The sequence below is a fragment of the Curtobacterium sp. MCLR17_045 genome, from assembly GCF_003234405.1.
GTDB classification, from domain to species: domain Bacteria; phylum Actinomycetota; class Actinomycetes; order Actinomycetales; family Microbacteriaceae; genus Curtobacterium; species Curtobacterium flaccumfaciens.
In genome coordinates this window covers 26,926-49,051 of sequence record NZ_QKTB01000019.1, presented here as the reverse complement: position 1 = coordinate 49,051, position 22,126 = coordinate 26,926, and the positions used below count along the sequence as shown (strand labels likewise).

Here is a 22,126-nt window from a genome sequence, read left to right as displayed (position 1 = left end):
GTAGGGATGGTCATGCGGGGTTCCGGTACCGTTCACCGTCTGCGGAAGGCCAGAACGCGAAGCGTTCAGCCCCGCGTCACCGTTCGTTCACCTGGGCTGACGACACTCGTCCGGTACGCAGAGAGAGGTACTCCCCCATGCGCGAAGTCTTCCAGCAGGAACTCCAGGACGTCCAGGAGCGACTGACCGAGATCGCCGGGCTCGTCGAGTCCGCCATCACCCGAGCCACGCAGGCCTTCAGCGACTCCGACGTCGCCCTCGCCGAAGAGGTGATCGCCGACGACGAGAAGATCGACCTCGCCGCGAACAGCCTCGACGAGATCGCGATCGACATCCTCGCCCGCCAGGCCCCGGTCGCCCGCGACCTGCGCGTTGTCGTCACCGCCCTGCGCGTCAGCTCCTCGCTCGAGCGCATGGGCGACATGGCCGAGCACATCGCGCAGCTCGCCCGCCAGCGCTTCCCCGAGAAGGTCGTGCCGAAGGGCCTCCGCAGCACCTTCAAGGAGATGGGCCGGCACGACGTCGCGATGGCGCAGAAGCTCACGCGGCTGCTCGCCACCGAGGACATCGCGCTGTCGGCCGAGATCCGCGACGAGGACGACGCCGTCGACGAACTGCACGCCAGCGTCTTCGACTTCGTGCTCGGCGAGGCCTGGAAGGGCGGGCCGATCGACACCGTCGACGCCACCCTGGCCTCTCGCTACCACGAGCGCTTCGCCGACCACGCGGTCTCGATCGCGAAGAAGGTCGAGTACCTGGCCACCGGCGACTGGACCGGCGCGTCCACCTCGACCGCGGCCGTCTGACCCGACCCGATCGGTCTGACCCGGCCCGATCGGTCTGCGAGGATCGTGGCATGGCCCAGGTCGCGATCATCGTCAACGGCATGCCCGGTTCCGGCAAGAGCAGCATCGGCACGGCACTCGCCGAGGTGCTCGGCTGCCCGTTCCTGTCGAAGGACCGCATCAAGGAGCCCCTCGCCGACGTCGTCGGCCCGATGATCGCCTCGCGGCCGCTCGGCGGCATCGCGATGGACACGATGTGGTCCATGGCGCGGGCCGTCGAGAACGGGGTCGTCCTCGACGCTGTCTGGCTGCCGTCCCGTGACCGCGACCTCCTGGAGGCCGGACTCGCGTCCGCAGGCTCGCCTCGCGCCGTCGAGGTGTGGTGCGACACGGACCGCGCCACCGCCGAGCAGCGGCTGCGCGACCGGTACGAACCGGGCACCGTGCCGGTGCGGCACGAGGTGCACGGGGACCTGGCCGACGTGCTGGCCTTCTGGGACGAGCACGGCGACGACGCCCGGCCCGTCGGACTGCCCGGCGTCCCGGTGATCCGGGTCGACACGACGAAGCCCTACGACGTCGGCGCCCTGGTGCAGGAGATCGCGTCGCACTTCGTCTGACCAGCCACGGCTCGTCGAGCTGACCGTGCTGCCGAAGCGACAGGTCGTCGACGGGGCGATCCGTTCCTCCTGGCAGAGCGACAGGAGTCGGCGGAACGTCGGCGGCCCACTGTCGCTTTCGCGAACCCCCGCACACGCACGAACGCCCCGCCCGGATGCCGGACGGGGCGTTCTGCGTGGGTGCTACTTCTTGGCGCCCTGGGCGGCCACGGCGGCGGCGCCGGCTGCGGCGGCCTCGGGGTCCAGGTAGTACGCGGGCTTCGTCGGCGTGAAGTCGTCGTCGAGCTCGTACACCAGCGGGATGCCCGTCGGGATGTTCAGGCCGGCGATGTCGTCGTCGGAGATGCCGTCGAGGTGCTTCACGAGCGCACGCAGCGAGTTGCCGTGGGCCGTCACCAGCACGGTCTTGCCGGCGGCGAGGTCCTTCGTGATGTCGGACTCCCAGTACGGCAGCAGGCGGTCGATCACGAGCTTGAGCGACTCGGTGCGGGGCAGCCGGTCGCCGAGCTCGGCGTAGCGGCGGTCGCCGAACTGCGACCACTCGGCGTCATCGGCGATGGGGGGCGGCGGGACGTCGAACGAGCGGCGCCACTCCATGAACTGCTGCTCGCCGTACTCGGCCAGGGTCTGGGCCTTGTCCTTGCCCTGCAGGTCGCCGTAGTGGCGCTCGTTGAGGCGCCAGTCGCGCTTCACCGGCAGCCAGGCCAGGTCGGCCTGCAGCAGCGCGATGTCCGCCGTCTGGATCGCACGGGTCAGGAGCGAGGTGTACAGGACGTCGGGGACGATGCCGGACTCGGCGATGAGGTCGCCGGCGCGCTTCGCCTCCTTCTCGCCCAGCTCGCTGAGCCGGACGTCGACCCAACCGGTGAACAGGTTCTTCTGGTTCCAGTCACTGTTGCCGTGACGGAGCAGGACGAGCGTGGAGGTCATGCCTCCGAGTCTACCGAGCGGTACCGGCCCCGTACCCTTGACGCATGCCCATCGGGAACGTGACGCGCGGGACGACCGGGTACAACCGGCTCCGCCGCGTCGACCGGTGGATCGCGACCCTGCCGGTGCTGCGCAGGACGGACGACCCGCTCGTCGCCGACGTCGGCTACGGGGCCTCACCGACCACCACCCTCGAGCTGCGCGACCGGCTGGCGGCCGTCCGACCCGACGTCGAGGTGACCGGCATCGAGATCGAGCCCTCGCGGGTCGCGCTCGCGAACGCCGGGACCCGCGACGGCGTGACGTTCCGTTTGGGGGGCTTCGAGACGCCGACGCCCGGGCAGCGCCGGCCCGCCGTCATCCGGGCGTTCAACGTGCTGCGGCAGTACGACGAGTCCGCGGTGGTCGGGTCGTGGCGGATCATGCAGGACCGGCTGCAGCCCGGCGGTGCGCTCGTCGAGGGGACCTGCAACGAGGTCGGCCGGGTCGCATCGTGGGTGACACTCGACGACGTCGCGCCGCACACCTTCACGGTGTCGCTCCGGCTCGCCGGGCTCGACGTACCCTCGATCGTCGCCGAGCGGCTGCCGAAGGCCCTGATCCACCGAAACGTGCCCGGCGAACGGGTGCACGCGTTCCTGCGCGACCTCGACCTGTCGTGGGCGGTCGCGGCTCCGCTCGGCACGTACGGGCCCCGACAGCGGTGGATCGCCACGGTGCGTGGGATGCGTGACCGCGGCTGGCCGGTGCTGCACGGGGTGACGCGCTGGCGGCTCGGCGAGCTCAGCGTCCCGTGGTCGGCCGTCGAGCCTGCCTGACCCTGCGACGCAAGACACCGGTGTTCGCGCTCCGAACACCCGCAAACCGCGGTGCGACCGGCGAACACCGGTGTTTTGCGACCGTCAACGGGGAGCTAGGAGCGCTTGACGACTCCGAGGCGGGGCAGGCGCGGGACGTTCGCCGTCGCACCGGCCTCGGGCGGGACGATGGTCTCCTGCGCCGCGGTCACCACGACGTCGTCGGCCTCGAGCCGCAGGGTCGCGGTGGGGTCGAGCGAGCGCTTCACCACGGCGAGCCCGATCGGACCGAGCTCGTGGTGGATCGCCGAGGCCGAGAGCCGACCGACCTGCTTGTCGTCGAGCAGCACGGGGGTGCCGGGCGCCGGCAGCACGCCGTCGGACCCGTCGAGGTGCAGCAGCACGGCCCGACGCGGCGGGTGCCCGAGGTTGTGGACCTTGGCGACGGTCTCCTGCCCGCGGTAGCAGCCCTTCGACAGGTGCACGGCGGAACGCAGCCAGTCGAGCTCGTGCGGGATCGTCCGCTCGTCGACGTCGGACAGGGTCGGGCGCCAGGCGGCGATCCGCAGCGCCTCGTACGCGAGCAGCCCCGCGACGGGGACGTCCGACGTGGCGATCGCGGCCGCGGTGCCGGGGGTGACCACGGCGATGCGGAGGGTCCAGTCGGAGCCGGGGTGGGCCTCCTGGTCGGCGTAGCCCCATCCGCCCGGCGTGACGGCGCCCCACGGGTCGACCCACTCGGCGACGGGCGGTTCCGGCAACTCGACGGACGCGAACGGGGCGTCCGCCCCGAACCAGCCGAGGGTGACGAAGTCGTCGGAGCGGTCGGCGACCTCGACCCGGAGCATGAAGCGCATCGAGTCGAGCCACCCGGCGAGCGGCGCAGCGTCAGCGCGCTCGGTGAGCAGCCAGACCGTCGCACCGTCGTCGACGACGCGGGCCGCGTGCTCGACGCGTCCGGCCTGGTCGAGCACGAGCGTCTCGGTGCTGACGCCGGTCGGCAACCCGGTGAGCTGCTGCGAGGTGATCGAGTTGAGCCACGACAACCGGTCCGGTCCGGAGACGGTGACGACACCGAGTCCGAGCTCGACGACGGCACGCCCCCGGGTCAGCAGGCGCTGCTCCCCGATCGGGTTGCCGAAGTGCGCGGCGACGGAGTCGGCCGCGACGAAGCCGTCACGCGCGTCGAACACCGACATCAGTCGACCTTCGCGAGCTGCCCCGAGGCGTGCGAGGTGAGTTCGCGACCGAGCGCGGCGATGTCCCACGCCCAGAAGAGCTTGCCCTCGACCAGTCCGTACAGACGGGTCGCGGCGGAGTAGTCCTTCGCGTTCGGCGAGCGCAGCACGGCATCGGTCGACAGGTCGATCCGGCCCTTCAGCACACGGCCGACGTAGAGCTCGTTGACGCCCGTCGGGTGGATGATCGCGGCCTCGACGTCGAAGCCGTCCGTGGTGTTGCGGAGCGCCTCGACGCTCTCGACCGTGCTGAAGGGCGTGGGCCCGTCGCCCAGGAGCATCGCGGGGCCGCGGTCGCCCGGCTCGGTCGGACGGTCGATCCGCCAGTAGCCCATCTCGGCGGCGAGCGGGGTGTGGTCGTCGTCGAGCAGCCACGTGGTCGACGAGTAGTTCAGGTACGGCAGGCCGTCGTGGCTGAAGCTGACGCGCTGGCCGAACTCGTAGTTCCGGACCTCGTCGTCGTCACCGACCGGGTACTCCACGACGCCGGCGCCCTCCCACACGCCGACCAGCCACGACAGCGGGACCAGTTCGGGGGCGAGGCCCTCGGGCAGCTCGATCAACGCTGGCCCTTGAACAGCTTCACGACGACGACCACCGAGATGAACGCGATCGCGAGCGACGCCAGGCCGAGGAGGCCGACGTAGAAGAGCTCGAGCGCAAGCAGCGAATCCATGCTCGGAGTCTACGCGGCTCGGCTCAACGCGCCAGGAGCACCACCGCGGTGACGAGGACCACGACGAACGCCCCGGACGACGCGATGCTGATCCGTTCGACCAGACCGTCCTTCGTGGCGGTGATGAGCTGCAACACGAAGCTGACCATCACGCAGGCGACGAAGACGAGCAGCAGCCAGGCGAAGGCGTCGCGCTCGGCCACGGTCAGCACGAGCACGGCCCCGACGACCGCCAGCACCCAGACCGGCAGGACGGACGTCAGCCGCAGGCGACGCTGGTCGGTGGGGTGCACGGGCTCGGTCACGCCCTCCATCATGGCAGGGACGTGCGGAGCGCACGCACCGTGCGGTGCGGAACGCACGCCCGTGCGGTGCGGTGGTCGCGTCGTGGGGTGCGGTGGTCGCGTCGTGGGGTGCGGTGCTCGCGCCGTGCAGTGCGGGATGACGCGCAATCCGTCCGGCCGGATGAGTCCTTCCCGAGCATCACTAGGATGTCTCCACGACGTCATCCACCTCCGGAGGTCCTGTGGCACAGCTCCTGGTACTCACCTCGACCGCGCCCGGAGACGTCCTGCCGAGCCTGGGCCTCCTGAGCCACCGGATCCGCCACGTGCCGGCCGAGGCCGCACAGCTGGTCAACGCCCCGCAGAGCGACCTGATGTTCGTGGACGCCCGCACCGACCTGGTCAGCGCGAAGGCCCTGTGCAAGATCCTCGCCTCGTCGGGGTCGACCACGCCGATCGTGCTCGTCGTCACCGAGGGCGGGCTGACCGCGGTGAACAGCGACTGGAACGTCGACGACGTCGTGCTCGAGAGCGCGGGCCCGGCCGAGATCGACGCCCGCATCCGGCTGTCGGCCGGTCGCGCGGCGAAGGGCCAGACGAGCTCGAAGATCCAGGCGTCCGGTGTCGTCATCGACGAGGCCAGCTACTCCGCCAAGGTGCGCGGCCGGCCGCTCGACCTGACGTTCAAGGAGTTCGAGCTCCTGCGCTTCTTCGCCACCCACCCGTCACGCGTCTTCACCCGCGAGCAGCTGCTCAGCGAGGTCTGGGGGTACGACTACTTCGGTGGCACCCGCACGGTCGACGTGCACGTCCGACGACTGCGCGCCAAGCTCGGCGACCTCGAGTCGCTCATCGGCACCGTCCGCAACGTCGGGTACCGCTTCAACGTCTACGACGACGAGGCCGAGCGCCTGATGGGACAGTAGTGCTGCCCGACCTCGACAGCTTCGTCGCCCCCGGCGAGGCTCCCCCGTTCTCCGACCAGACCCTGGTGGACGTCCGCGCGGGGCGCGCGACCGTCCTGACCGTCGACCACGGGGTCGCCGTGGTCCGTGACGGTGAGCTCGAGATGGTCGTCGCCCAGGAGGCCCGTGGCCAGGGCATCGGCACGGCCCTGGTGACGCAGGCACTCGCGCTGGGCGGCGGGACCGCTCCCCGGCTCGCGTGGGCGCACGGGGACCACCCGGCAGCGCGTGCGCTGGCCGACCGGTTCGGCTGGCGCGCGGTCCGCACGCTGCTGCAGCTCCGGGCGCCCGTCGCCGACTCCGATGTGGACGTCGCCGCCGACGCTGATGCCGACGTGGCGCTGCCCGACGGCTACTCGCTGTCGGCGTTCCGCCCCGGCACCGACGACGAGACCGACTGGCTCGCGCTGAACGCCGCCGCCTTCGCCCACCACCCCGAGCAGGGGCGGATGACGCTCGACGACCTGCACGCCCGCGAGGTCGACGACTGGTTCGCAGGCGAGGACCTGCTGCTGCTCCGCGATGCCTCCGGGCAGCTCGCGGGCTCGTGCTGGCTCAAGGTCGAGGACGGCATCGGCGAGTTCTACGCCGTCGCCGTGCGGCCCGACCTGCAGGGGCAGCGACTCGGCGGAGTGCTCATGCGTGCGGGCACCGCTCGGCTGCGCGGCCGCGGGCTGACCGCCGCCGCGCTGTACGTCGAGGGGGACAACGAGCCGGCGCTGGCGCTGTACCGGCGCTCGGGGTTCACACAGCACGCGATCGACGTGCAGTACGCGGCGCCGGAGCAACCCTCAGGTCGCTGATACGCTGCGCCCATGATCCAGGGGGACCAGGGCGGATCGCCCATCGAACGACGACGTCCGCACGCACGGTCGGGGGCACGCCGGTGAACTTCAACCCGTCGCCGGTGTTCCTCGCGATGGCGGCGATGGTCGCCATCCCCGCCGTCGTCACCGCACTCGTCCGCCAGAGCGACCGGAAGCGCCCCCCGTCGGCGGTCGTCGGGGACGAGGCGTACGGCGTGCTCTTCACCGTCCGCGCTCGCCGGTGGAACTACCTGCTGCTCCGGATCATCGGGATCGTCTTCATCGTGGTCGGCGGGTTCTTCCTGCTGGCCGCACTCGCCCTGCTCGACGACCCCGAGGCGATCGGGATGCTCCTCGGCGGTCTCGGCATCGGGCTGTTCGGGCTGCTGTTCGTCTACCTGGGCGTCGGGCAGAAGCGGCGCCGGGTCGAGGCGTACGACTCGCAGCTGGTCGTCACGCCGATGTTCCGTGCCGCCCGGACCGTCGACCCCGCTGCCATCAAGCACATCCGGCCCACGACGAACCGCTTCGGCGGCCTGGACGTCAAGGTGCACGGCCAGCGCGGGGTGATCAGTGTCCTGTCCATCGATGCCGCCTACCCCGAGTTCTGCGCGTGGCTCGAGCAGCGGGCGCCGGCGCAGTGGGGCGCGTTCGTGCAGGTCTTCGCGCGCTGAGCGCAGCACCTCGGTCCGTCGCGGCCGTTCCTGCACAACCGAACGGTTCACCGCCGGTTTCCACAGCGTCCACCGAGGCCCCTCCGGTGGCAGGGGCCGGGTGGCAGGATGTGGGGATGGACACCGAACCGCAGCTCGACGGCGAATCCGTCGCACCCGACCTCGACGACTTCGACGAAGTCATCGAGATCGAGCACGAGTCACTGCCGACGGACCGCTACTTCGACCGCGAGCTCAGCTGGCTCCGGTTCAACCAGCGTGTGCTCGAGCTGGGCGAAGACCGCACGCAGCCCCTGCTGGAGCGGGCGAACTTCCTGGCGATCTTCGCGTCCAACCTCGACGAGTTCTTCATGGTCCGCGTCGCCGGCCTGAAGCGCCGCATCGACACCGGCATCGCCGTCCCGACCAACGTCGGCCGTGCTCCCAGCGACGTCCTGCGGGACATCGCGAAGAAGGCCCACGAGCTGCAGGACCGGCACGCCCAGGCCTTCATCGGGTCGCTCAAGCCCGACCTCGACGCCGCGGGCATCCACATCGAGCACTGGTCCGACCTCGACGAGGCCGACCGGCAGCGGATGCGGGAGTACTTCAACGAGCAGATCTTCCCGGTGCTCATGCCCCTGGCCGTCGACCCGGCGCACCCGTTCCCCTACATCTCCGGGCTCTCACTCAACCTGGCGGTGCGGGTCCGCAACCCGAAGTCGCAGCGCCAGGAGTTCGCGCGCCTCAAGGTGCCGCAGAACTTCTCGCGCTTCATCAAGCTCCCCGACGACAACTCCGGCCGGATGCGCTTCATCCCGCTCGAAGACCTCATCGCGAACCACCTCGACGACCTGTTCCCGGGGATGGAGGTCCTCGAGCACCACGTGTTCCGGGTCACCCGCAACGAGGACGTCGAGATCGAGGAGGACGAGGCCGAAAACCTCATCCAGGCCCTCGAGCGCGAGCTCCTGCGCCGCCGGTTCGGTCCGCCGATCCGCCTCGAGATCACCGAGGACATGGACCCGGTGACCCTCGACCTGCTCGTGCGTGAACTCGACATCACCGAGGAAGAGGTCTTCCGGCTGCCGTCGCCGCTCGACCTCGGCGGACTGTTCGAGATCTCCAAGATCAACCGTCCGGACCTGCACTACCCGAAGCACGTGCCGACCACCCCGGTGCAGTTCCAGCCGGGTGAGCCGAACACCAAGCCCGACCTGTTCCGCGCGATCAAGGCGAACGACGTCCTGGTCCACCACCCCTACGAGTCCTTCGCCACGAGCGTGCAGGCGTTCCTCGAGCAGGCCGCGGCCGACCCGAACGTGCTGGCGATCAAGCAGACCCTGTACCGCACCTCCGGCGACAGCCCCATCGTCGAAGCGCTCATCGACGCAGCGGCCGCCGGCAAGCAGGTCCTCGCCCTGGTCGAGATCAAGGCCCGCTTCGACGAGCAGAACAACATCACCTGGGCCCGGAAGCTCGAGAAGGCCGGCGTGCACGTCGTCTACGGCCTGGTCGGGCTGAAGACGCACTCGAAGCTGGTGCTCGTCATCCGGCAAGAGGGCGGGACGCTCAAGCACTACAGCCACATCGGCACGGGCAACTACAACCCCAAGACCTCGCGCATCTACGAGGACATGGGGCTCTTCACCTCGGACGACACGGTGGGCAAGGACCTCACCCGCCTGTTCAACGAGCTGTCCGGCTACGCCATCGAGAAGAAGTTCAAGCGCCTGCTCGTGGCACCGCTGCACCTGCGGAAGGGCCTGCTCAAGCGCATCCAGACCGAGGCTGCCAACGCCCGGGCCGGCAAGCCCTCGGGCATCCGGATCAAGGTCAACTCGATGGTCGACGAGCAGATCATCGACGCGCTGTACCTGGCGAGCCAGGCCGGGGTGCCGATCGACGTGTGGGTGCGCGGCATCTGCTCGCTCAAGCCGGGCATGGAAGGCGTCAGCGACACCATCCGCGTGCGGAGCATCGTCGGGCGCTACCTCGAGCACTCCCGTGCGTTCGCGTTCCACAACGACGGCGACCCCGCGGTGTTCATCGGCAGCGCCGACATGATGCACCGCAACCTCGACCGACGCGTCGAGGCGCTCGTGCGGCTGGTCGCCCCGGACCACATCAACGAGGTCCAGGAGATGTTCGACCTGGCGATGGCCGACACCGCCAGCTCGTGGCACCTGGAGTCCGACGGCGAGTGGACACGGCACTCCACGGACGATGCGGGCCGTCCGCTCGAGGACGTGCAGAATGTGACCATGCGGAAGATCTCGGCCCGGAAGCGCTCGACTCGGTGAGCGGCGGTCCCTCGGGCCCCGTCGTCGCTGCGGGTGCGGTCGTCTGGCGCGAACAGGACGGCACCCCCCTCGTGCTGCTCATCCACCGCGACCACCACAAGGACGTCTCCCTGCCCAAGGGCAAGGTGGACCCGGGCGAGGCCGTCCCGACGACCGCCGTGCGCGAGATCGACGAGGAGACCGGGTACCGCGTCCACCTCGGCGCACCGCTCGGCACCGCCGAGTACGTGCTGCCGAACGGCCGCGACAAGGTCGTGCACTACTGGGCAGCCCGGGTCTCGGCCAAGGAGTACGCCCGCGCCGGTGCCTTCGTGCCGAACCACGAGGTCGCGGCGCTCGAGTGGGTCACCATCGACGACGCCCGCAACCGCCTGACGTACGAGCGGGACGTCGCGATCCTCGACCGGTTCGCCGTACGCGCCGCCGCCGGACAGCACCGCACGTTCGCCCTGATCACCCTGCGCCACGCGAAGACGGTGCCCGGCTCAGACTGGGACGGCCCCGACGCCACCCGTCCACTGCTGCCCGTCGGCCGTTCGCAGGCCAAGGCCGCCGCCGCACCGGTCGCGGCGTTCGGCCCGAAGAAGATCGTGAGCAGCACGGCAGCGCGGTGCCTCGCGACCGTCGAACCGCTGTCCGCCGCGACGAAGCTCGGGGTCTCGAGCACCGCCGACATCAGCCAGGACGCCCACGACCGCGGCGCCGCCGACGTCAAGGGCGTCGTCCGGCGCCGGCTCGACAAGGGCAAGACCGCCGTCCTCTGCTCGCACGGCCCGGTGCTGCCCGACATCATCGCCCGGATCGCCACCGCGACCGCCGACGACTCCGGCCGCTTCGACCTGCGCCGCGCCGCGATGCTGTCCGTCGGGGACTTCTCCGTCATGCACATCGCCGGGGACACCCTCGTCGCGGTCGAGACGCACCGCAACACGATCCCGGCGTAGCCGGCGACCGCCAGACCGCAGTACCGCCGGACCGCAGCGCAGACGCCCGGTACCCGGCCACACGACGGGGCCGCGCCGCGCCCGGGAACGCGATCCGGGCCTCCCGGCCGCTCGTCCGCGATCATGCGTGCGCATCTTCCGAACGAGCGCACAGTGCCCCCGATCCTGCTCCCTGCGCGGGAGCGGCGCACGCCGCCCCGACGTGGACAACCCCTCGTTCACCTCCCGTTCACCAGCGGGGGTGATTGCGGTCACCTCGCGTCCCTACAGTCGCTCCCGGGTCGGCACCGGCCCAGGGACCGCAGTGGTCCCACTGCATTCCATTCCCGAAGGGACCCCTGTGAACATCAAGCGAATCGGTTCGATCGCAGCAATCGCGATCGCCGGCGCAGTCGTGCTCTCCTCGTGCGCGGCAAACGAGGACGCGGGCAGCACCGAGTCCTCCTCCACCAGCGGCAGCGACTACTCGAAGCTCTCCGGCACCCTGACCGGCTCCGGCTCGTCGGCACAGCAGACCGCGCAGGCCACCTGGGCCGCCGGTTTCCAGAACGAGGCCTCGGGCGTCACCGTGAACTACACCCCGGACGGCTCGGGCGCCGGCCGCGAGAACTTCATGTCGGGTGCCGCGGACTTCGCCGGCTCCGACGCCGCGCTGAAGGACGAGGAGCTCTCGGGCAAGTTCGAGTCCTGCAAGGCGGACACCAAGGGCATCGACATCCCCGTCTACATCTCCCCGATCGCGATCGCGTACAAGGTCGACGGCGTCAGCGACCTGACCCTCGACGCGAAGACCATCGCGGGCATCTTCTCGGGCAAGATCACCAAGTGGGACGACTCCGAGATCGCCGACCTGAACAAGGACGCGAAGCTGCCGGACGCCGACATCACGGTCGTCCACCGCTCCGATGACTCGGGCACCACGCAGAACTTCTCGGAGTACGTCTCCGCGAACGCTTCTGACGTCTGGACCGAAGAGCCCAGCCAGACTTTCCCGTACTCGGTCGGTGACAGCGCGAAGGGCACCTCCGGTGTCGCCTCCGCGATGGGCAACGCCACCAACGCCATCACCTACATCGACGACTCCGGTGCGGGCGACCTCGACCGCGCGAAGCTGATGGTCGGCGACAAGGCGACCGAGATCTCGGCCGACGGCGCCGCGCAGGTCGTCGCCGACTCGAAGATCGCGACCGGCCGCGAGGACAACGACCTCGCGATCGACATCGACCGCAAGGACACCGCTGACGGTGCCTGGCCGCTGGTCCTCGTCTCCTACGCCATCGCGTGCCAGGAGTACAAGGACGCCGACAAGGCCGAGCTCGTGAAGGGCTACCTCGACTACGTCGTCTCGAGCGCCGCTCAGGACGCCGCTGCCAAGGAGGCCAAGTCGGCCGCCCTCTCCTCCGACCTCGCGTCGAAGGCCAAGGACGCGGTCGCTTCCATCAAGTAAGGCCTCTTGAGCGCCCGGACGCCGGTCCCACCCACTCGACCGGCGTCCGGGCACTCAGCCGTCCAAGACCCCACCGGACGCGAACCCGTCCAGGACCCACCCGGACGCGCACCCGTCCGGGCCCACGGCCCGGACGCGCACCACCACCCCAGAACCCGTCGCCTCCCCCGGCGTTCCTCCGACAGGAGTACCCCATGACGACCGCACCGGCCCAGCCAGGGGCCACCGTCACCCCGACCAAGCCGAAGCCCGTCGTCCGTGTCGGCGACCGCGTCTTCTCCGCCGCCTCGGTCATCGCCGGCGGCCTCATCCTCTTCGTGCTCGTGCTCGTCGCCGCGTTCCTCGTCTGGCAGAGCATCCCGGCCTTCTCCGCCAAGGTCGGCGAGCTGCCGGGCAAGGCCACGAACTTCTGGGACTTCGTCGGCCCCCTGGTCTTCGGCACCGTCTGGTCCGCGCTCATCGCGCTCGTGATCGCCGTGCCGCTGTCCCTCGGGATCGCCCTCTTCATCTCGCACTTCGCGCCGCGTCGACTCGCGCCGGTCCTCGGCTACGTCATCGACCTGCTGGCCGCGGTGCCGTCGGTCGTCTACGGCCTCTGGGGCATCGCCGTGCTGGCGCCCCTGGTGAAGCCGTTCTACGTGTTCCTGAACGAGTACATCGGCTGGTTCCCGCTGTTCTCCGGCCAGGTGTCCGGCACCGGTCGCACGATCCTGACCGCGTCGATCGTCCTCGCCGTCATGGCGATCCCGATCATGACCGCGGTCATGCGTGAGATCTTCCTGCAGGCCCCGACCCTCAACGAGGAAGCGGCCCTGGCCCTCGGCGCGACCCGCTGGGAGATGATCCGCCTGTCGGTCCTGCCGTTCGCGAAGTCCGGCATCGTCTCCGCGATCATGCTCGGCCTCGGTCGTGCTCTCGGCGAGACGATGGCGATCGCGCTGGTGCTGTCGGTCTCGACGAACGTCACGTTCCAGATGCTGACGTCGCAGAACCCCTCGACGATCGCGGCGAACATCGCCCTGCAGTTCGCCGAGGCATCCGGTACGGCACTGAACGCGCTCATCGCGTCGGGTCTGATCCTCTTCGTCATCACCCTGGTCATCAACATGCTCGCGCGGTACATCGTCCGCAGCCGAGTCAGCTGAGAGGTCGCACCCGATGTCCCTCGCGCTCCGTCAGACCGGCACCGCCGGCAACGTCTACGCCAACGGCAAGCTGCACGCCTCCGTCCCGTGGCTGCTGCTCGTCGGCAGCTGGGTCGCCCTCGTCCTGGTCTTTGCCCTGCTCAACGCGGGTGGCGCCGTCAAGGACTTCAACGTCGTCGCCGCGATCTTCCTCGGCACGGTCCTGTTCGACGTCCTCATCGTCGTCATCTCGCGCATCGTCGAGGGTGGCCGCAAGGCGGTCGACCGCCTGGTCACCTCGCTCGTCATCACGGCGTTCGTCATCGCGGTCCTGCCGCTGGTGTCGCTGCTCTGGACGGTCATCGCCAAGGGCGTCGCCCGCTTCGACGCGAACTTCTTCTCGTACTCGATGCGCGGGGTCATCTCCGAGGGCGGCGGCGCGGTCCACGCCCTCATCGGCACGCTCGAGATCACGCTGTTCGCGGCGCTCATCTCGGTGCCGATCGGGCTGCTCACCTCGATCTACCTGGTCGAGTACGGTCGCGGCGCACTGGCGAAGGGCATCACGTTCTTCGTCGACGTCATGACGGGCATCCCGTCGATCGTCGCCGGCCTGTTCGCCTACGCGCTCTTCGCGCTGTTCCTCGGCCCGGGTGCCCGCTTCGGCCTGGTCGGCTCCGTCGCCCTGTCGGTGCTGATGATCCCGATCGTCGTGCGCTCCACCGAAGAAGTGCTGAAGATCGTCCCGATGGAACTCCGCGAGGCCTCGTACGCCCTCGGGGTGCCGAAGTACCTCACCATCCTCAAGGTCGTGCTCCCCACCAGCCTCGCCGGCATCACCACCGGCGTCATGCTCTCCATCGCCCGCGTCATCGGTGAGACCGCCCCGCTGCTCGTCACGGCCGGCTTCACCGCGAGCATGAACTACAACCTGTTCCGTGACCCGATGATGACCCTGCCGGTGTACGCGTACACGCAGTACTCGCAGCAGGGCGCCAACCCGGTGCCGTTCGTCGACCGGGCCTGGACCGCGGCCCTCGTGCTCATCCTGATCGTGATGCTGCTGAACCTGCTCGCTCGGTTCATCACCCGTCTCTTCGCCCCCAAGCTCAGCCGCTGACCCTCCGCCCCCGCGGAACCAGCGACACCACCCACCCAGAAGGATCAACGTGTCCAAGCGCATCGAGGTCGACGGCCTCAACGTCTACTACTCGAAGTTCAAGGCGGTCGAGGGTGTCGACATCACCATCGAGCCCCGCACCGTCACGGCCTTCATCGGCCCGTCGGGCTGCGGCAAGTCCACCTTCCTCCGCACCCTGAACCGCATGCACGAGGTCATCCCCGGCGCATGGGTCGAGGGCTCGGTCAAGATCGACGGCGACGACCTGTACGGCGCCGGCGTCGACCCCGTGCTCGTCCGTCGTCAGGTCGGCATGGTCTTCCAGCGTCCGAACCCGTTCCCCACGATGTCGATCCGCGACAACGTGCTGGCGGGCGTGAAGCTCAACAACAAGCGCGTCTCCCGCTCCGAGGCCGACGACATCGTCGAGCGCTCGCTGCAGGGTGCGAACCTGTGGAACGAGGTCAAGGACCGCCTCGACAAGCCCGGCATGGGTCTGTCCGGTGGGCAGCAGCAGCGTCTCTGCATCGCCCGCGCGATCGCGGTCGAGCCGGACGTGCTCCTGATGGACGAGCCCTGCTCGGCCCTCGACCCGATCTCGACCCTCGCCATCGAGGACCTGATCGAGGAGCTCAAGAAGGAGTTCACGATCGTGATCGTGACCCACAACATGCAGCAGGCGTCGCGCGTCAGCGACAAGACGGCGTTCTTCAACATCGCCGGCACGGGCGCCCCCGGCAAGCTCATCGAGTTCGACGACACCGCGACGATGTTCTCGAACCCGTCCGTGCAGGCCACCGAGGACTACGTCTCGGGTCGCTTCGGTTGATCGGCATCCGTCCGTCGCACTGACGGACGGCCTGGAGGCCCGGTGCACGTCCGCCACGGACGCGCACCGGGCCTTCGTGGTTGCGCCGGAAAGCCGTGCGGACGAAGAACGACGAAGCCGCTGTCGTGTGACAGCGGCTTCGTCGTTCTGCGTCGGTGGCAGTCCAGCAGGACCGCCCGAGGCGTCAGGCCGTGGTGGTGGGGACCGCCATGATCGGCGACGTGGTCGGCTGCTCGGAACCGCCCTCGGGCTCGACCGTCATCCCGATCGTCGCGCCCTCGGACATCGCGCCCTTGAGCACGGCGGAGTGCACACCGTCAGCCGCACCGTCGACCAGGCCGGCCGACTTGATGGTGCCGCCCTGCTCCTCGGAGCCGATGTACCAGAGCTCGTACGTCTTGCCCTTCGGCGCCTGCTCGACACCGTCGAGGATCACCGCGGACTTGCCGAGGTCGTTCGACCACACGACCGTCGCCGAACCGCCGCCCGCGACCTTGGTGGTGGTGCGCTGGAAGTCTGAGGCGGCGTAGATGCGGTCGAGACCGCTCGAGGCCTGGGTGGTGCCCGTGCCGGAGCCGTTCGGGTCGAAGATCGACCCGACGCCGAGTCCGCCGAAGAAGACCGCGGCGACGGCAGCTGCGGCCGTCAGCATGACCGCCGGACGCTGGAACCAGCGGCGGCGAGCCTCGGACGATGCCCGGCCACCGGCGGTGGCGCCGTCGGCGATCGAGGCGACGTGCCTGGCGGGCTCGGGACGGGCCTCCTGGACGGAGGTGGTCTCGGCGACCGGGGTCTGGTCGACCGTCGTGTCGGCGAGGGGCGCAGCCTGGGGGGTCGTCGCGATCCGGGCCAGCAGCGACGCCTTGAGCGACGCGGGGGGCTCGATCGGTGCGACGGCGTAGGCGAGCTGCAGCGCGGTCTCGCGCAGCGAGTCGTTCTCGGCCTGCAGCTCGGGGGACGTCCGGAGGGCGTCCTCGAGGAGCGCGCGCTCGTCGTCGGACAGCGCGTCGAGTGCGTGGGAACCCGTCATCAGTGCGGGGTCGTCGTGGCGTTCGGTCATGAGGTCACCCCCATCTCGTCTCGGAGTCGGATCATCCCGTCACGGAGACGGGTCTTGACGGTGCCGATGGGGACACCGAGGTGTTCGGCCATCTCGCTGTGCGAGTAGCCGCCGTAGTACGCGAGTTGCACGGCCTGCCGCTGGAACTCGGTGAGCTTCGCCAGCGCTCGGCCGACGCGCTCGTGCTCGATGCGGATCTCGACTGACTCGGAGACCTGGTCGAAACCGGCCTCGAGGTCGCGGATGCCGATCTTGGTGTCGCGGTCGTGCGACGACTGCGAGGCACGGACCCGGTCGACCGCTCGGCGGTGGGCCATGGTGAGGACCCAGCTGGCGGCCGTCCCACGCTTCCGGTCGAAGCGGGTGGCCTGCTGCCAGACCTCCAGGAAGACCTCCTGTGTGACCTCTTCCGACTGCGCGCGGTCCCGGAGGAGGCGCGTGATCAGACCGAGGACCCGACCGGAGAGTGCGTCGTAGAGGTCCGCGAAGGCGGCTTGGTCACCGGCGGCGACCCGGGCGAGGAGGTCGTCCGGCGATGCCTGAGCTGGCTCTGACGAGCTCCAGCGTTCGGTGTCGCTATCCACGAGGGCAAGCATTGCAGGTTTCCCTCCTCTCGGTTGCTTTCGTTGACCAGGCGGGTAGCACGAAGCCTCCGCATGGGCGGTCGAGACGAGGGGCCGGCGTGACCCACAGGGAATTGACCGGCGGTGCCGGTCCGGGTCACACCGGGCCTCTCGCTTCGTGACGGGCATTCCGTCCGTCACGCTGATGATTCGGTGCGGTCCCCGCTGTGGATTGGATGGGGGTCGGGATTTCTCGACGGGATGGGCGCGGCGGGCCTGCACCGGGGTGCGCGCGGGCGCGCCCGGGGCCGGTTCTGTCCACCATGAGTGAACAGGGTCGAGTGATCAGCCGACGTCTCGTAGACTTGGTCTCGCCGGGCCGCAGCAAGCCCCGGGCTCCAAAATTCGCCGCTTCGAGCGGCCTCGCGCCGAGAGGCGCTTCTGCGGCCCGGTCTTTTTGTGCCCGGACGCGGTCGCGTCCGGGTTCTCTGCTGCGCGGCCCTTGGCCTGGCGCGTCATCGCGCTGCTGCGCGGCCCTTGGCCTGGCGCGTCATCGCGCTGCTGCGCGGCCCTTGGCCTGGCGCGTCATCGCGCTGCTGCGCGGCCCTGGCCTGGAGGCCCGGTGCGGGTCCGCCCCGCCGCTCGCTCAGTCCAGGCTGTCGCGGCGCCAGAGCGCCGCAGCCTCGGTCAGGTCGGCCGCCAGCTCCGTCAGGCGGAGCGCCCGCGTCGTGAGTTCGCTCGCGCGCTCGGATGCCACCAGGTCGGACTCGTCCGCCACGGCGGTCGCGCCGGCGGCGGTCAGTCGGCAGAAGGACGCCCCGCGGTCGAGCGCCACCGCGAGGTCGCCCGTGTACAGGCCGTGCAGGATGCGGTCGGCGAGCGTCAGGATCTCCGCCGGCCCCGTCGGTTCCTCGGCACCCGCGACCGCCTGGTCGATCGTGCCGATCTGCGCCGTGCCCCGCTCGAACAGGTACGCGATCTCCTCCGGGTTCTGCCGGATGACGACGCGCACCAGGTACACCCGCCAGAGCGCCCCCGGCAGGGTGTGCGCCCCGACCCGCGCCCACAGCTCCGCGATGGCGTCGATGCCGTGCACGTCGGTGTAGGTGACGAGCCGCTCGACCACGGCCGGGTCCGGGTCCTCGCGCACCCGGTGCAGCAGGGCGTTCGCGGTCTCGTGCGCGACACGGTTCACGAGCGCCGGGTCCTCACCGCCCTGGATGGCGGCGAACTCGGCGTCGGTGAAGTGGACGGGACGGTGGTGATCGCGAGGCACCGCAGCAGTGTAGGCGCGGCCGGTGACACGCCCGCGTCCCGTTCGCCCAGAACGCAACCGCTGCGCCACGCGTACCGTGTTGCGGCAGGGAGGCGCTCCTCCCTGCACGTGAAGGAGAGGATCTTCCATGAACGCCCTGCTCATCATCCTGGCTGTGATCGCAGTCATCCTGCTGTTCGTCGGCGGTTTCGCTGCGAGCCTCAAGTTCCTGCTCTACGTCGGCATCGTGCTGCTGATCATCGCGGTCATCGCGTGGCTGCTGCGGACGCTCACCGGACGCCGGGGCTGACCCGGTCAGACGGTTCCGTCCCGGAGGCCCTCACCCGCTAGCCTTGCGGGTGAGGGCCTCTAGCTCAGTTGGTAGAGCACCGGACTTTTAATCCGAGGGTCGTGGGTTCGAGCCCCACGGGGCCCACACCTTCCGGCCTGCCTTCACAGCCCCGGTCTGGCCTCTTGTCTAGAATGCGACGGATGGGCCGACGATCGCAGCGCGAGCGGCCGGGCACCCCCACCGGCCCGGCGACGATGCGCCGACGCCGCCGGAAGCTGGTGCCGGCACTCGCCCTCGGCGCGATGGCACTCGGGGTCTCCGGACTCCTGCTGATCCTGCCGAGCGTCTCGAGTGCCTGCCAGCCGGTGTCCTCGTCGACCTCGGCCTCGGCCGTCGCTGCCCCCGGCGTCTCGGCCGATCGCGTCGCCGCGGCGATCGAACCCGGGTCACGCGTCCTGATCGTGGGTGACTCGTACACCTCGGGTCGGGGCTCGGCCAGCGGACTCCGCGGCTGGGCACAGGACCTCAGCGAGGACCGTGGGTGGACGGCCAAGATCGACGGGTACCCGGGCACGGGCTACGTCGACACCGGTCGGACCGGTTCGTCGCACTACACGTACGGGCCACGCCTCGAGCGGCACGCTGCGTTCGACCCCCAGCTCGTGATCGTGCAGGGAAGCCAGAACGATTGGCTCGTCGACTCGGACACCCTCCGCGCCACCGTCGAGCGGACCCTCCGCACGGCGCAGCAGACCTGGCCGGACGCCGTCGTCGTCGCGCTCGGCCCGTCAGCACCGCTGCCGTGGGCGAACTCGACCGTCGGTGTCGCCGCGTCGGTCTCCGCGGGTGCCGCCGCCGCCGGTGTCCCGTACATCGACGCCCTCGCCGGCAGGTGGTTCACGTCGAGCAACAGCCCGGGGTACTCCGCCGTCGACGGCGGCCACCCGAACGACGCCGGCTACCAGTACCTGGCGGACCGCGTCAGCGAGTCCCTCGACGCCCTCGGCGCACCCGTCGGCAGCGCCCGCTGCGTCTGAGCGGCGCCATCTGCTCCTGAACGGGGTACAACCCGTCCCCAGCGGGCTCATGGGAGATCCCCTGCCCACCACAGCCCGCCCTCAGCGGATTGTTGGGCTGCCGCCGATAGTGTCGTTCCCGGATCCGATCACCGGATCCTGCAGCACAGCACCACCACGAACGAACGGGGTACACCGTGATCGAGCCCATCGAAGCCACGCAGACCAGCACCACCGGTGACGCGCGCCGCATCGTCGAGCTCGCAGCAGCGACCAACACGACGATGAGCAACGAGCTCCTGCTCGACACGCTCCGCCGCAACGCCCAGGTCACGACCCGCCACATCCGCAAGGACTTCATCGAGGTCGCGACGGCCACCGCCGTGCTCGGCTACGTCTGCCGGCAGCGCAAGGACTTCATCGCGCTCCGTGGCGACGACCCGGCGTGGGCGCACGAGGTCGGCCGGTACGCGACCGAGTCCCTCGCGGTCGAGGCACTCCGGATGCGCCGCGGCTGACGCCCGGCGTCCGACACGAACACAGAAGGCCCCGCCGGACACCCGGCGGGGCCTTCTTCGTGTCAGCGGTGGTGCCGACCGGACTCCTCAGGACCAGACGCGGCGGATCCCCCACGAACCGGTCCAGGTCTCGTCCGGCTCGAGCCAGCGCAGGCCCTCGCCCGAGTTCAGGGCGTTCGCGGGCGCCGTCATCGGTTCGACCGCGACCGCCAGGCCCTTCCCGTCGCCCCGCGGGTACTCGCGCGAGGTGAAGACCTGCACGTAGGGGAACGAGGCGTCCTGCCAGAGCTCGACCCCGTCGCCCTCCGGCCCGTGCATCGTCGTGCGGCGGATCCCGTCGGCGTCGGGGGTGACGTCCGTGTAGGCGGTGTCGAGGTCCGAGTCCCCGGCACGTCGCCCCTGGCGCAGGTCGTACGGCGTGCCCTCGACCGGCACCGAACCGTTCGGGACCTTCTGCTCGTCGACGGTGAAGGCGGTCGCGGCGTCGAGCGTGACGACCAGGTCGTCGGCGGGGGTGTCACCGGCACGCAGGTACGGGTGCGCGCCGACAGCGAAGGGTGCGCGCACGCCCGAACGGTTCGTGACCTCGTGCGTGACACGGATGCCGTCGTCGACGAGTTCGTGCAGCACGCGCGTCTCGAGGGTGAAGGGCCACCCGTGCTGCGGGTGGATCGTCGCTTCCTGCTGGATCGACGTCTCGGTCTGCGAGACCACCCGGTACGGGGCGAACCGGAGCAGTCCGTGCGACGCGTTGCCGTACTTCGGCTCCGAGACGTCGAGCTGCTGCCGCTTGCCGTCGAACTCCCACACACCACCGGCGACGCGGTTCGGCCAGGGCGCCAGGACGATGCCGTTCGCCCCCGGCGGCTGCTCGGTCACGGGGAACGGCTCGGTGATGTCGAAGCCGGCGACGCGGAGTTCGCGGATGCCCGCGGCGACCTCGGTGACCACGGCTTCGACGACCCCGTCGGGTCCGGCGTGGTGGAGGCGGTACTGGCCACCCGTGGGTGCTGCGGTCATGGGGTGTTCTTCCTTCCGGCTGATTCGGTGTGCTGCTCGCCGTCGGCGACGATCACCTGGGCCCCGGCCGCCCGGATCGTGGCGACCGCGGCGGCGTCGGCCTCGGCGGTGACGACGACGTCGATGTCCTCGAGCGCGCGGACGACCCCGATGTGGGCCCGGCCGAACTTCGACCCGTCCGCGACCACGACCGTACGCCGGGCCGTCGCCGCGAGCATCCGCTTGGCCTCGGTCTCGGGCAGGTTCACGTTCGTCAGGCCGTGGTCGACGTCGAGTCCGGTCCCGCCGAGGAACACGAGGTCCGCGGCGATCATCGGCAGGACCGCGCCGTTGAAGGGGGCGACGAGCGAGTGCTGCAGGGGCCGGAGGGTGCCGCCGGTGACGATCACGGTGAAGCGCGGGACCGCACGCTCGAGCGCGAGCGCCGTGGTGAGGGAGTTCGTGACGACCGTGACGCCGGTGAGCTCGGTGCGCGCCACGAGGGCCTCGGCGACGGCGGCCGGCGTGGTGCCGACGTCGAGGACGACGCACTCCCCCGGGCGGACCAGCGCAGCGGCCGCACGGCCGATGGCGGCCTTGGCCACCTGGTGCTCGACGGCGGTCTCCTCGAAGGGGCGCTCGGTGGACCCGGCCCCGAGGCGGACCGCGCCTCCGTGCACCCGCCGGATCCGGGCCTCCTGGTCGAGGACGGCGAGGTCCTGGCGGACCGTCACCTCGCTGGTGCCGAGGGACGCGGCCAACGCGGCCGTCCGGACCATGCCAGGGGCGCCGTCGACGATCGCGACGATGCGGTCCTGCCGCAGGGGCGCGGGCAGCGCGCCGGCGAGGAAGGAGAGGTCGGCGTCCGTCATGTGGACAGTTTCGCTTGCTTCCGATGTCTT

Annotated in this window: 24 protein-coding genes and 1 tRNA gene; 16 read left to right on the top strand and 9 right to left on the bottom strand. The window is 70.3% G+C overall.

Annotated elements, in window-relative coordinates; translation table 11 throughout:
* Positions 1 to 137: 137 nt before the first annotated feature.
* Together phoU and DEJ05_RS12495 are read left to right on the top strand one after the other, a co-directional pair.
* Positions 138 to 806 carry a phosphate signaling complex protein PhoU gene (gene phoU / locus DEJ05_RS12500; protein ID WP_027466613.1) on the top strand — a complete coding sequence of 223 codons (669 nt, stop codon included), beginning with the start codon at positions 138 to 140 and terminating at the stop codon, positions 804 to 806.
* 50 nt (positions 807 to 856) lie between these two features.
* Positions 857 to 1,405 (top strand): AAA family ATPase, encoded by a 549-nt coding sequence (locus tag DEJ05_RS12495; RefSeq protein ID WP_035809234.1) that lies wholly within the window; start codon positions 857 to 859, stop codon positions 1,403 to 1,405.
* A gap of 183 nt (positions 1,406 to 1,588) precedes the next feature.
* Here the strand turns inward: DEJ05_RS12495 and DEJ05_RS12490 are convergent, their stop codons facing one another.
* Positions 1,589 to 2,335, bottom strand: coding sequence for a phosphoglyceromutase (locus tag DEJ05_RS12490; RefSeq protein WP_111029059.1), 747 nt, complete (start codon positions 2,333 to 2,335; stop codon positions 1,589 to 1,591).
* Between the two features lie 44 nt (positions 2,336 to 2,379).
* On the opposite strand from DEJ05_RS12490, the gene DEJ05_RS12485 reads away from it, so the two are divergent.
* Complete coding sequence (locus DEJ05_RS12485; protein ID WP_111032326.1) at positions 2,380 to 3,153, top strand: class I SAM-dependent methyltransferase; 774 nt, start codon at positions 2,380 to 2,382, stop codon at positions 3,151 to 3,153.
* 95 nt (positions 3,154 to 3,248) lie between these two features.
* Here DEJ05_RS12485 and DEJ05_RS12480 read toward each other — a convergent pair whose 3' ends face one another.
* From DEJ05_RS12480 to DEJ05_RS12470, 3 genes are all read right to left on the bottom strand, one after another.
* On the bottom strand, positions 3,249 to 4,331 hold the full coding sequence (locus tag DEJ05_RS12480) for a folate-binding protein YgfZ (protein ID WP_111110551.1): 1,083 nt from the start codon (positions 4,329 to 4,331) through the stop codon (positions 3,249 to 3,251).
* Positions 4,331 to 4,933: an FABP family protein gene (locus DEJ05_RS12475; protein WP_111110550.1), complete on the bottom strand. Its 603-nt coding sequence runs from the start codon at positions 4,931 to 4,933 to the stop codon at positions 4,331 to 4,333. The genes DEJ05_RS12480 and DEJ05_RS12475 overlap by 1 nt, the downstream gene beginning before the upstream one ends.
* Before the next feature lie 136 nt (positions 4,934 to 5,069).
* Positions 5,070 to 5,351: a hypothetical protein gene (locus DEJ05_RS12470; protein ID WP_128780538.1), complete on the bottom strand. Its 282-nt coding sequence runs from the start codon at positions 5,349 to 5,351 to the stop codon at positions 5,070 to 5,072.
* A 221-nt stretch (positions 5,352 to 5,572) separates the two neighbouring features.
* Here DEJ05_RS12470 and DEJ05_RS12465 point away from each other — a divergent pair, with 221 nt between their 5' ends.
* From DEJ05_RS12465 to pstB, 9 genes are all read left to right on the top strand, one after another.
* Positions 5,573 to 6,256, top strand: coding sequence for a response regulator transcription factor (locus tag DEJ05_RS12465; RefSeq protein WP_017888078.1), 684 nt, complete (start codon positions 5,573 to 5,575; stop codon positions 6,254 to 6,256).
* Positions 6,256 to 7,098, top strand: a complete 843-nt coding sequence (mshD, locus tag DEJ05_RS12460; RefSeq protein ID WP_111110548.1) for a mycothiol synthase — start codon at positions 6,256 to 6,258, stop codon at positions 7,096 to 7,098. Before DEJ05_RS12465 ends, mshD begins: the two co-directional genes overlap by 1 nt.
* An 83-nt stretch (positions 7,099 to 7,181) precedes the next feature.
* Positions 7,182 to 7,775: a hypothetical protein gene (locus DEJ05_RS12455; RefSeq protein ID WP_111029055.1), complete on the top strand. Its 594-nt coding sequence runs from the start codon at positions 7,182 to 7,184 to the stop codon at positions 7,773 to 7,775.
* A gap of 116 nt (positions 7,776 to 7,891) precedes the next feature.
* Positions 7,892 to 10,057, top strand: coding sequence for an RNA degradosome polyphosphate kinase (locus DEJ05_RS12450; RefSeq protein ID WP_027466626.1), 2,166 nt, complete (start codon positions 7,892 to 7,894; stop codon positions 10,055 to 10,057).
* Positions 10,054 to 11,001: an NUDIX domain-containing protein gene (locus DEJ05_RS12445; protein WP_111029054.1), complete on the top strand. Its 948-nt coding sequence runs from the start codon at positions 10,054 to 10,056 to the stop codon at positions 10,999 to 11,001. Before DEJ05_RS12450 ends, DEJ05_RS12445 begins: the two co-directional genes overlap by 4 nt.
* Positions 11,002 to 11,341: 340 nt before the next feature.
* On the top strand, positions 11,342 to 12,448 hold the full coding sequence (gene pstS / locus DEJ05_RS12440; RefSeq protein WP_071404717.1) for a phosphate ABC transporter substrate-binding protein PstS: 1,107 nt from the start codon (positions 11,342 to 11,344) through the stop codon (positions 12,446 to 12,448).
* A gap of 194 nt (positions 12,449 to 12,642) precedes the next feature.
* Complete coding sequence (gene pstC, locus DEJ05_RS12435; protein ID WP_071404716.1) at positions 12,643 to 13,593, top strand: phosphate ABC transporter permease subunit PstC; 951 nt, start codon at positions 12,643 to 12,645, stop codon at positions 13,591 to 13,593.
* 13 nt (positions 13,594 to 13,606) lie between these two features.
* Entirely contained in the window at positions 13,607 to 14,692 is a 1,086-nt protein-coding gene (pstA, locus tag DEJ05_RS12430; protein WP_111024123.1) for a phosphate ABC transporter permease PstA, read from the top strand.
* A gap of 49 nt (positions 14,693 to 14,741) precedes the next feature.
* Positions 14,742 to 15,521: a phosphate ABC transporter ATP-binding protein PstB gene (pstB, locus tag DEJ05_RS12425; RefSeq protein ID WP_027466631.1), complete on the top strand. Its 780-nt coding sequence runs from the start codon at positions 14,742 to 14,744 to the stop codon at positions 15,519 to 15,521.
* A 184-nt stretch (positions 15,522 to 15,705) separates the two neighbouring features.
* Here pstB and DEJ05_RS12420 read toward each other — a convergent pair whose 3' ends face one another.
* The 3 genes from DEJ05_RS12420 to DEJ05_RS12410 all read right to left on the bottom strand — a co-directional run bounded on the left by DEJ05_RS12420 (position 15,706) and on the right by DEJ05_RS12410 (position 18,420).
* Positions 15,706 to 16,581, bottom strand: coding sequence for an anti-sigma factor domain-containing protein (locus DEJ05_RS12420; RefSeq protein WP_111029053.1), 876 nt, complete (start codon positions 16,579 to 16,581; stop codon positions 15,706 to 15,708).
* Positions 16,578 to 17,177 carry an ECF RNA polymerase sigma factor SigK gene (sigK, locus tag DEJ05_RS12415; RefSeq protein WP_027466633.1) on the bottom strand — a complete coding sequence of 200 codons (600 nt, stop codon included), beginning with the start codon at positions 17,175 to 17,177 and terminating at the stop codon, positions 16,578 to 16,580. The genes DEJ05_RS12420 and sigK overlap by 4 nt, the downstream gene beginning before the upstream one ends.
* Positions 17,178 to 17,790: 613 nt before the next feature.
* Positions 17,791 to 18,420, bottom strand: coding sequence for a DNA-directed RNA polymerase subunit beta (locus DEJ05_RS12410; RefSeq protein WP_111029052.1), 630 nt, complete (start codon positions 18,418 to 18,420; stop codon positions 17,791 to 17,793).
* A 127-nt stretch (positions 18,421 to 18,547) separates the two neighbouring features.
* Here DEJ05_RS12410 and DEJ05_RS17900 point away from each other — a divergent pair, with 127 nt between their 5' ends.
* The 4 genes from DEJ05_RS17900 to DEJ05_RS12395 all read left to right on the top strand — a co-directional run bounded on the left by DEJ05_RS17900 (position 18,548) and on the right by DEJ05_RS12395 (position 20,225).
* Positions 18,548 to 18,709 carry a hypothetical protein gene (locus tag DEJ05_RS17900; protein WP_017888098.1) on the top strand — a complete coding sequence of 54 codons (162 nt, stop codon included), beginning with the start codon at positions 18,548 to 18,550 and terminating at the stop codon, positions 18,707 to 18,709.
* Between the two features lie 53 nt (positions 18,710 to 18,762).
* A tRNA-Lys gene (locus tag DEJ05_RS12405) sits at positions 18,763 to 18,835 on the top strand.
* 56 nt (positions 18,836 to 18,891) lie between these two features.
* On the top strand, positions 18,892 to 19,728 hold the full coding sequence (locus DEJ05_RS12400; RefSeq protein ID WP_181433049.1) for an SGNH/GDSL hydrolase family protein: 837 nt from the start codon (positions 18,892 to 18,894) through the stop codon (positions 19,726 to 19,728).
* Between the two features lie 176 nt (positions 19,729 to 19,904).
* A complete protein-coding gene (locus tag DEJ05_RS12395) occupies positions 19,905 to 20,225 on the top strand; it encodes a hypothetical protein (RefSeq protein ID WP_027466636.1) in 321 nt (106 codons plus the stop codon).
* A gap of 87 nt (positions 20,226 to 20,312) precedes the next feature.
* Here DEJ05_RS12395 and DEJ05_RS12390 read toward each other — a convergent pair whose 3' ends face one another.
* Both DEJ05_RS12390 and DEJ05_RS12385 read right to left on the bottom strand, forming a co-directional pair.
* The gene (locus DEJ05_RS12390; protein ID WP_111029050.1) at positions 20,313 to 21,245 is read right to left on the bottom strand and encodes an aldose 1-epimerase family protein; all 933 of its coding nucleotides are present in this window, start codon (positions 21,243 to 21,245) and stop codon (positions 20,313 to 20,315) included.
* On the bottom strand, positions 21,242 to 22,096 hold the full coding sequence (locus DEJ05_RS12385) for a DeoR/GlpR family DNA-binding transcription regulator (protein ID WP_111029049.1): 855 nt from the start codon (positions 22,094 to 22,096) through the stop codon (positions 21,242 to 21,244). The genes DEJ05_RS12390 and DEJ05_RS12385 overlap by 4 nt, the downstream gene beginning before the upstream one ends.
* Positions 22,097 to 22,126: the final 30 nt, after the last annotated feature.